At 37.1% G+C, this 9,652-nt stretch carries 10 protein-coding genes and 2 pseudogenes; 3 read left to right on the top strand and 9 right to left on the bottom strand.

Going from position 1 to position 9,652, the window contains the following annotated elements; translation table 11 throughout:
- Positions 1-369 (top strand): annotated as a pseudogene (locus H5123_RS16225) (transposase); the annotation flags it as partial.
- 186 nt (positions 370-555) lie between these two features.
- Here H5123_RS16225 and H5123_RS16220 read toward each other — a convergent pair.
- The 5 genes from H5123_RS16220 to H5123_RS16200 all read right to left on the bottom strand — a co-directional run bounded on the left by H5123_RS16220 (position 556) and on the right by H5123_RS16200 (position 2,970).
- On the bottom strand, positions 556-765 hold the full coding sequence (locus tag H5123_RS16220; protein ID WP_182698636.1) for a hypothetical protein: 210 nt from the start codon (positions 763-765) through the stop codon (positions 556-558).
- A 121-nt stretch (positions 766-886) separates the two neighbouring features.
- Positions 887-1,507, bottom strand: a complete 621-nt coding sequence (locus H5123_RS16215; protein WP_182698635.1) for a hypothetical protein — start codon at positions 1,505-1,507, stop codon at positions 887-889.
- 125 nt (positions 1,508-1,632) lie between these two features.
- Positions 1,633-1,926, bottom strand: coding sequence for a hypothetical protein (locus H5123_RS16210; RefSeq protein ID WP_182698634.1), 294 nt, complete (start codon positions 1,924-1,926; stop codon positions 1,633-1,635).
- Between the two features lie 127 nt (positions 1,927-2,053).
- On the bottom strand, positions 2,054-2,407 hold the full coding sequence (locus H5123_RS16205; protein WP_182698633.1) for a hypothetical protein: 354 nt from the start codon (positions 2,405-2,407) through the stop codon (positions 2,054-2,056).
- A 149-nt stretch (positions 2,408-2,556) separates the two neighbouring features.
- Positions 2,557-2,970: a DUF1090 domain-containing protein gene (locus H5123_RS16200; protein WP_220487668.1), complete on the bottom strand. Its 414-nt coding sequence runs from the start codon at positions 2,968-2,970 to the stop codon at positions 2,557-2,559.
- 458 nt (positions 2,971-3,428) lie between these two features.
- On the opposite strand from H5123_RS16200, the pseudogene H5123_RS16195 reads away from it, so the two are divergent.
- Positions 3,429-3,653 (top strand): annotated as a pseudogene (locus H5123_RS16195) (tyrosine-type recombinase/integrase); the annotation flags it as partial.
- An 867-nt stretch (positions 3,654-4,520) separates the two neighbouring features.
- The gene (locus H5123_RS16190; RefSeq protein ID WP_182698632.1) at positions 4,521-5,561 is read left to right on the top strand and encodes an IS481 family transposase; all 1,041 of its coding nucleotides are present in this window, start codon (positions 4,521-4,523) and stop codon (positions 5,559-5,561) included.
- Between the two features lie 121 nt (positions 5,562-5,682).
- Here H5123_RS16190 and H5123_RS16185 read toward each other — a convergent pair whose 3' ends face one another.
- The 4 genes from H5123_RS16185 to H5123_RS16170 form a co-directional block, all read right to left on the bottom strand.
- The gene (locus H5123_RS16185; RefSeq protein WP_182698631.1) at positions 5,683-6,306 is read right to left on the bottom strand and encodes a hypothetical protein; all 624 of its coding nucleotides are present in this window, start codon (positions 6,304-6,306) and stop codon (positions 5,683-5,685) included.
- 45 nt (positions 6,307-6,351) lie between these two features.
- Positions 6,352-7,131, bottom strand: coding sequence for a DUF2971 domain-containing protein (locus tag H5123_RS16180; RefSeq protein ID WP_182698630.1), 780 nt, complete (start codon positions 7,129-7,131; stop codon positions 6,352-6,354).
- A gap of 581 nt (positions 7,132-7,712) precedes the next feature.
- A complete protein-coding gene (locus tag H5123_RS16175) occupies positions 7,713-8,825 on the bottom strand; it encodes a hypothetical protein (RefSeq protein WP_182698629.1) in 1,113 nt (370 codons plus the stop codon).
- Positions 8,822-9,460 (bottom strand): hypothetical protein, encoded by a 639-nt coding sequence (locus H5123_RS16170; protein WP_220487667.1) that lies wholly within the window; start codon positions 9,458-9,460, stop codon positions 8,822-8,824. The genes H5123_RS16175 and H5123_RS16170 overlap by 4 nt, the downstream gene beginning before the upstream one ends.
- Positions 9,461-9,652 lie beyond the last annotated feature (192 nt).

The following is a 9,652-nucleotide window of genomic DNA, read 5'->3' as shown; positions in this document are numbered from 1 at the left end:
CTAGAACCCTATATCGGCAATGTGATTGTCGGCGTTGAGTGCATGCATTGCTGGTATTGGGTGTCAGATTGGTGTGCTGAACTTGGGATTGATTTTGTACTAGGTCATGCGCTTTATATGAAGGCCATTCACGGCGGTAAAACCAAAAATGATAAAGTCGATTCCTTTAAAATTGCCTCATTACTGCGTGGTGGTAACTTTCCGATAGCTTATGATTATCCAAGTGAAATGCGCGCTGCACGCGACTTGTTACGTCGCCGAATGAAAATTGTCCGTCACGGTGCCATGCTCAAAGGTCATGTGGTTAACACCAACAGCCAATACAACTTAACCGCGACTGAGTTAAACCTTAAAAACATCAGGCAGCGATAAGATCGCATTAAGAGAGCCTCTATATGTGTTTGCATGCTTTGATTTCTAAGAGCACGATGATTTGACAGCTAACCGACATACGAAGTAGATGAATTTGTTGATTGATTTGAATTTGACTGCAAGAGCAGTCAAATAAGTTAAGCTCACCTATTGACTGGCGGGAGGCTCATATGTGTTATGTGTTTATTTTTGAAACCATTTCTCAATGTTTTTGGCATTAGATTTTACATACTTTTTAATAAATATGGCAACGATAAGATAAAAAGCAGTCATTATTATTGAACCACCTATGCCAATATTATCAAATGCCCCTTGAGGATAGATACTTGCAGTAGCTCCAAAGCAAAACATAATAAAGATAACCCAAAATGCCTTTTTCTGATTATGACTCATGATTCAACTCCATTGAAAACACATAACGCCTTGCTAAGCGGCGAAAAATTGTTGGCTATAATTAGCGAAGAACGAGCAAAAGCCAACTGTTTTTTGTCCGCTTTAGCAACTTGTTAGCTTTTTATAAACCACCCGTAATATACCGTTCAAAACCATCACAGTTTTGGTAATAACTAGGTTTTTCCCAGTTATTTCTGTCATTTACTTCTTTTTCAAGGCGCTTCATATCTATTACCTCTGCACTTGGATACTGCTGATAGATATGGAAATACTCTCTTGTGACAGAGCGCTCTTTGTTAGGACCAAAAAAACAAAAACTTAAACCCCCCTTATCTGCACCTTTTGGATAACCATGCCCGTCAATAATAAGTTTATCAAAGAAAATAGCTCCACCATTAATAGGTATATTATTAACTTTTGTTACACCATTAATACTAAGTGAAAGTAGCTTTTCTTTTTCTAACCATACCTTTATGGTGGCATTATCTAATTGGCAAATACTTGTATCTATTACTCCTGGATATATTACACCTTTATCTTCTAGTTCTTTCCTAGCAGCGTTAGGCAAATCCTTTGTAGTCTCGTCATATAATTGTTCAGGATGATTAACATACTCAAATTTAAAAGTTACGAAATCTAGCGATTTATAGCAGTTTTGAAATATGAAAGGTACCCCATAATCTGCGAATGCAAATTTAGGTATAAAAGTAATTATACAAAGTATTAGGAATGAAAATTTCATCAATAAACTCCTTTTTATGTTGATGGTATCGGCTGAAAAGCTAACGCTTTACATATGGGGATTTTAGGAGCGCCTTTTCAGCGAGTGAAATTCCCACCATGATGTTTTTGTTATGTTTTTGATTACTATGATATACCGATCATCCAAGGCATGGCGGCACCAAAAGTGACAGATAAAACTCCAAGAATAAATTTTATGTGATTCATTGAACTACATTTTGAGTACATAAATATACCTGTAAAAAAAACAAACACTGACCACATGACAGACCCCATAAAATAAATAGCAAGAGCACCTTGATTTACTGAGGTTGTATAACCTGGCCCAGCGATAAAATTTAAAAGGAATGTAATAATTAATCCTAGAACAGGAAAGAAACCTAGCATAAAGATTCTTTTATTAGACAACCATTTATTCATGCACGAATCCTTTCGATAAAAAACATAACGCCCCTCTAATAAGTGAACCAAGTACTGGCTGGCGATTTGCTCTGCAAATGGCATGAAAGCATTGGAAAATCTTAATTCAGAGGCTTGTTAACTTACGTCACGCCATATCAATAACTGGTTTAGCGACAGTGACACCGATAATTAGTAACATCAAAAAAGGGACTGCATGGCACAATATCATCGGATACTTGCCAACAGAATCCTTCGTTGGGATGAAAAAATAGGGGTCAACTTTAAGTAAACATTTATAGAAAGGCATCAATATGGGCTTAAACCAAGTATGAAAATAATACCCACTTACAGTCACTATCTGTACTTCAATAAGTAATAAGAATATATCAAGCCCAACAGCGTCAACAAACAAAACTAAAGACACTAACCCTGGGTTAAGTAGCAATACACAGACAACCGATATTGTCGCTATCTCCCACATCCACTTTTTAATGTTCATAAATCCTCCATGATTAAGTAAGTTAACGCACGCTTAAGGGGCAGACAACGCGACTACTGACCTTCCGCAAACACCGTAATCACAAAAACCAACGCATAATAAAAATGCCATGCGTTGGCTGTCCCTCTTGAAGCGTTTGTTAGCATTATCTAACCTAATTCGGATAACTCTTGTAGAAGCGACTCCAATTTACGCTCTTCTTCTTGAATCTTATTTTGGTATTTTCTGACTTTGTTATCCTTGCCACTTCCCTTTGCTTCTTGTAAATCTAAGTTATATTCGGCAATTTTATCTTTAGTTTCTTTAATTTCGTAAGCTAAATCTTGCTTAAGTTTTGTGTCACTACAATTGGACTTGGCTTCCGCTAGGGCAACTTTTAGTCCTTCTATCTTTTTTTGATTATTAGCTAACTGAGCACTTTCTATTTGCTGCTCAATCTCACAATACTTTCTTTCACACCCAGAAAAACCTGAACAGTTCAATGAAGCAAAACTATAAAATGACAATATAGACAGTACAACACCGGAAGATTTAAACATTAAATTTACATTTGCTCTTTTCATTAACACAACTAATTTTAATTAATTTTACAAGGGATAATTAAACTACAAAATGGTGAATTGTCACACAACTATTATACGCGATGATTGATTTCTATCATTTGAATATGACCATTTAAGTCCTCAGAATGCTAACAGCTTATTGAACGGCTCGACCGATAAAGCCGCACGTTTAAGTTATTGATTAATATCATCCTACATTTGCTATGTCTTTGAAGTAAAACAATTTAATGACTCTTACATTCAAATATAAAACTTAAATTGCACGTTAAACGTGTCGATGGCAAATGTAAAAAATAAACCAAGTAAGATCAATATATTAGAGCAGCCCTATTTTTCTCAACATAGTTCTTTAGACTGCTTTTTATTCATATATTATTGTTATTCCGTCAAACCCATTATGAAGATATATCAACACAGTGTAGGTAACGTAAAGGGGGAAATGATGATGGGAACTGGATATTGAGAAGCAATTAGACAACAACGTTCAGAAAGCGACTATCACTAAACGCATTACCGCTCATACTTTTAGGCATTCTTTTGCGACCAACTTACTGAGGCGTGGTCACGATATAAGAACCGCGCAGGAATTGCTTGGCCATAATGATGTAAAAACAACTCAAATCTATACCCATGTTGCAGATTTGCACCAAACAGGTGTACAAAACCCAATGGATTATAGTTAACTAATTAGTTACCGCACGCAAACTAAAATATTGATATTCATTGTTAATTCAAAGGTATAAATTCGTTTTCGGATTTATCTATGAAATAACGCCCATAAAAAAGTACATGTAACTAAAATATAGATAGGAAAGTTAGTAAACCCAATGATAACGGTGCTTTCAAGGTGATTATCTAACTTTCCTTCAATACATCTAAGTTTATGCTTATTTTTAAGTACGAATAGGTAATTAATAACTACTATTTTTTAGATCCACTGCCGCTATCATGAGTCTAAGTTGTTTTTGTATATTTCAATCATAGACTCTACCTCTGAAACCACCTCCATGGGCACTCTAATGACCTTTGTTTCGACAGCACTCTTTTTCCTACCAGAACCTGCTCTCTTTCCACCATGCCCTAGCTTCCAAGCTTCAGAACCAGGTATTTCATCAAGAGATAGTTGGTTTTTTGTGGGGTTTTGTATTGAGCCATAGATAATCCCTAAATAAAATAGACAACATGCCTTGAAGGTTGCATTTTGGTTCTTGTTACAAAATTCAAGTTGTATGACCATATTAAAGTTTAATAAAAAATTAAGGTTGTCATGAGCGGTAACAACGCAATAGTTTGATAATTTATCTGAGGACGAATGTCATTTCTTGATAATAAAGTTTGATCATTTTCAAGCTCACTTTTGGACAGAAACGAGCTAGAAATTTGTCTCTAGCTCATGAGGTTTTGATTAGGAAAAGTATGGCAATCGGATGTGCGGTAACGCCTAATTTGTATTAGTCTCGACTTGATCTGACATTTCACTTGAAAAAGTGAGAGTTACCCGTTTTGATAAAGGTGTCGAATCTTTTAATCAAAACCAAAAGGTAACTCTCATGTTGCATACTAACAATCCAATCATTAAACACAAAGCAGGTTTACTGAATTTAGCTGAAGAACTCGGTAATGTATCCAAAGCTTGTAAAGTCATGGGGGTATCTCGAGATACCTTCTATCGCTATCAAGAACTCGTTCAAGATGGTGGTATTGACGCCCTAATAGAAAAAACACGTAGAACACCCAATCTTAAAAATCGTGTTGATGACACCACCGAGCAATCGGTTATCAAGTACGCTATAGACTTCCCAGCACATGGCCAGCACAGAACAAGCAATGAACTTCGAAAGCTTGGTGTTTTTGTTTCAGGCAGTGGTGTTCGTTCAATTTGGCTCAGACACAATCTAGAAAACTTTAAAAAGCGGCTGAAAGCGTTAGAAGAAAAAGTCGCAAATGAAGGGATCATCTTGTCTGATGCTCAGGTTACAGCACTTGAGAAGAAAAAACATGACGATGAAGCCTGTGGTGAGATAGAAACCCAGCATCCAGGCTACCTTGGCTCACAAGATACCTTCTACGTTGGCAACCTAAAAGGCGTGGGTAGGATATACCAACAAACCTTCGTCGATACCTATAGCAAGGTGGCATTCGCTAAGCTTTATACGACGAAAACACCGATTACAGCTGCTGATATGCTCAATGATAAAGTACTGCCTTATTTCGAGCATTATGAGCTTCCTATGCTGCGAATATTGACCGATAGAGGCACAGAGTATTGTGGTCGAGTTGAACAGCATGACTATCAGTTATACCTTGCAATAAATGATATCGATCATACAAAAACAAAGGCGATGTCACCGCAAACCAATGGTATTTGTGAACGGTTTCATAAAACTATTTTGAATGAGTTTTATCAAGTTACGTTCCGCAAAAAGCTCTATGACAGTTTAGAAGTGTTGCAAAAAGATCTAGACGAATGGATAAATTACTACAACAATAACCGAACTCATCAAGGTAAAATGTGCTGCGGAAGAACACCGCTTGAAACATTACTCGATGGAAAACAGATTTGGGCCGAAAAAAACTTAGCTCAAATCTAAGCTGACAGACACCATTTAAAATGGGTAACTGTCAGATCAAGTCTGAGCTAGTACACCTAATTAAGCGGACAAACTTAGCCAACTATTTCTGTTCCGTTTAAATTTCTTATTATTAGGCATTTTATTTAGTATTACGCCAAAGTACATTAGCAACATTTTCCATAGCTTCAATTACCTCAAGCAAATACACTTGTTTGATATTGAGGTTAACCCTTGCGTATTCTTCAGAATCTAAATTTGAACTTCTAGTAACTATTTGGAGTTGTTTTTTGTGAACTTCTTTGTCTAAATGCCCAGCGTTATGAGCAATGATATTTCTAATATCTCGAGCATCAATTATTTGATTCCAGCTCTTTGTTCCCGTTGGGACACTAACTCTTGCAACTTTCACTAAGTATTTTTTAGCCCGCTCAATCCCAGAACCATTATACTCTTTCAAGCTACAACAAAATTCGCTTTCAAAATGCAGACTGTGGCATAGTTGATTGAGGTAATCTTCAAATAAAGATACCAGCATGAGCAAGTATGATTGTTTTTGATATTGAGGAAATATTTCCTGAAAATGAGTACTAAGATCACTACGATATTGGTATCTATCCCAACAAGTCGTTTCATCAGTTTCTATATCCGACTCATTGTACTTAATTGATTCCTCTTTCCAATGTTGCTCCGATAATTCGATAAAAATACGAAATCTCTCTAAATCATACAAAAAATATGGCGATACCTGACCTGATTTCTGCACTCTACCTCCCGATGTAACGTTGATGAATCACTCTAAAACGCTTTGTTATGCTAAGCGTTTTAGTTGTAAACCACTGTTATCTGGAGATATGACCACTTCTTGAAAAGTAGTACCTTCCAGCATTTTACTACGTAAATAATCCCTAGTTTCAACGGGCATACGGTAGCCAAAAATTATTGACTTTATCCATTCTGGTTGGAATTTGACCAAAGCGAATTTTCCGAGGTCTTTAACTACAAGACTCTGAGCTTTATGACTTAGGTTAATTCTATACTCTTGCTCATATTCCCATTCCATTAGCTTTACTTTTAGAGCAGCCCAAGGCTGAGAAATAATTTCCTCTTGTGTCCGTAAACCTATTGTAGATTCCAATAGTTCCAGTAAATCTAATGTAGGAAGCTGATGTTGATATATCACTTTATCTAGTGTCATAGAGTCTGTTTCCCACTCGATACAAAAGCCATTATGTGAATTGGCATAATGAGACCACATAAGGTTATTAATGGGATTATCTGTTACGCAATAGAAAAGGTAGGAATCCAAAACACCTTCAATTTTTCCAACTAGAAGGTCAAAGTTAGCCTTGGCGTCAGCCCCCATATATAATTGTTTGAAAGTGCGCTTTGATTCACCAGAAAGCTTTTGATAGGTTCGCCTGACTCGATCTCTAGTAGGCAATTTTATCAACACTTTAGAATCAAATAGATCATTGAAGTTCTCCCTTCTAGAGAAGGTTGCCTGATTCGAGAAAAGATTGATCAACGAATATTCTTTATCCAAAGATTCATGAGAATGGATTGGGCAATATTTAAAAAAACTTGTCATAAAACTCCGGAGCTTGAATGGCATAACATTTGTTTACACGCCTTGCGCGTTTATCAGGTTAGACCAGTAAAGGTGTATACTCATAATCTTCTCATTTATAAAATTTTCAACGGTTAGTCCAAACACACCTTCTGGGAAAACGAGAATGCACACTTTGCTTATCTAGTATCTCTTGCAAACCGAACATGCGCATTTTAATTACTTGAATTTACGCTGTTTTTTATTATCACTCAATAGGAAATCGTAAACTGAATACGCAATATTCGGTAGATATCCGTAAAAACTAATAATATTGTATAAAAACACTGGTTAACTAAGACGTTGTAGCTAAACAGTAACATTACCTTTTCCGACTGATGAGAAAAAGTATTATAAATAGGTTAGTGCTGTATTGGGTGGATTGCAGGTGCTAACTCATAAAGGGGCAGAAATGTGTTGGCCACGCTAACTTGAAAAGGGACAAAACTGAGCTAGATTCCTATCTCTAATTTGTGAACTTAGGATTAAAATTTCTATGATCTAAGAGTGGAAGCTTAACTCCATACTGAGAGCCATACCCATCTAAGGATGGATATTTTTTCTTAAAAAAACACCACTTGTCTATTCTTTAATACATCGCCATCATATTTTTCTTTCAATGGGTTGATAGCTTTTTGAACGGCTTCAGCAAGCTCGTTTACTTCATTGTAGAGTATCCGTAGCGCCTCAACCTTTTCTTCGTTATTGAATATCTTTCTTGACTCATCAGGGACTATTAACGAGTTTCTTCTGTCATCGATATACGAAATGATTAGTAAATATGACCGTAAGTTTTCGAGTAGTGTCAACGGTAAGTATTGGCTGCACAACAAACTTTCGTTCATGGAATAGGCAATTGCAGCAATGTCATAACTTGTCAGTTTTATTGCTTTAGTTTTTTTGTATTCAGGCATGTCGGCTATAATGTTTTTCATTAGTCGAGTTACCTTTTTAAGGTTGCCACTGTACTGTGCGTCCCTGTCATTAACCTTCTTAATGTGTAAAAAAGGCTTGTTCTCAATTAGAGCATGATTGTCTTTGTCATAAATGTTTACTGCTCTGAAGTACTCCAATTTTGTTCTTTGGTAATCATGCGTGTCATGCCAACTGCTTGGCACAATATCAACCTTTCGTTTCAGGCTTCCCCCGCTAAGGGCAATCGATTTTGCACCGCTAGTGTTTACTTTAGCTGCGTGATATCGAGTTGTGAGTTTCGCTTCAGATTGGAGTCTAAGCTCTTTTACAATCTCAACCATTGGTCTGGTATCGCTGGGGGCTGAATAGTTGGTTTCAGGTAATGCTGGGCCTTGGATAGTAATTATGTCCGACTTTAGTATCAACATATCTACATCTGAATGACCTTCAATATGAATATCCAATGCGACAGAACCTTGCATTTTTGCTTCAGCATAGATTCCTGATGTTCTTAACATTTCTAACAACGTTGATGAGACTCTTTCACCTTCGTCCTTTGATACTCGTGTGGACTCTGGGCTAACTGCTGCCATTGAGCCAATCACATATTTTATCGCGGCATTTTCGTGTAACTTTTCATGTGCTTCTGTCGGTCGAAGATCACCATAGAGCGAATACATGCCTTTTTCTAGTCGATCTCGCTCAGCTGTTCCTTGGCGACGGTTTTTTAGATTTTCGAGTCTTTTTTCAAAGTTGATCATTGCAGAGCTCTCCTTACAACCATTTTCCCGAAAGTCCTTCTGCCGTTACTGTTGAAGTAAGCGGCTTCCCCTTGATTTAGTTCTTTGTTAAAAACTAACTCGCAATAACCTTTGTGGGAATTCAATTCATGGTATTGATTGGAGTCAGGGTTATTCGTATAGCTATAGTGGAGTATCCAGCCACCTTTTGTTCCTGATTTTTTACCGAGAGTTGCAGTATAGCTTTCGCTTGAACTCTGTGCCGTTTTTAGCGTTATACAGATCTGTTCCCATGTTTGTTCGATATCTATTTCAGCTTCCCAGTTGTACTTTGTAGAACCGTCTTCATTAAGAGTCTCGCCTTTTACAGACCATATGCCACTGATATCTGGGATGCTAAAAAACGGAATTTTCCAACCAAACTTATCAAAGCAATAGTGAAGAACGAAATAAATTATGGCTGGTGTTATTATGGCAGTTGCGAATGCTTCTATGTTTGTTGCTTCGTATAGCCAAACCAATAACGATGAAATAGCACCTGTCACAATTACAGATGCGACACCAAGCCATCGTCCTATGGTAGCCCTATTGTGCCCAAATATTGCGTAATCGTGCACTTTTTGCTCCTCTTCATTCAATTTTTCTAAGCTCGTCATGAAGTTCTGATGCGCCACGCTATTTCATCTCATCTCATCGAGGTGGCCACATTCACTATGCCACTGCACTTTGGCATATATTGAAACTGAGATGATATCGAAATCTCACTTCAAGAAGTAAACGCGATGCGTTTACGCCGCGACGAAAGCCTTCTAACATTAACTTTCTCAGGGTTTACGTTAGTCTGCTTT

Origin of the sequence: Shewanella sp. SR43-4 (genome assembly GCF_014163845.1) — a bacterium.
Classification (GTDB): domain Bacteria; phylum Pseudomonadota; class Gammaproteobacteria; order Enterobacterales; family Shewanellaceae; genus Shewanella; species Shewanella vesiculosa.
This window is presented reverse-complemented; position numbering and strand designations above follow the sequence as displayed.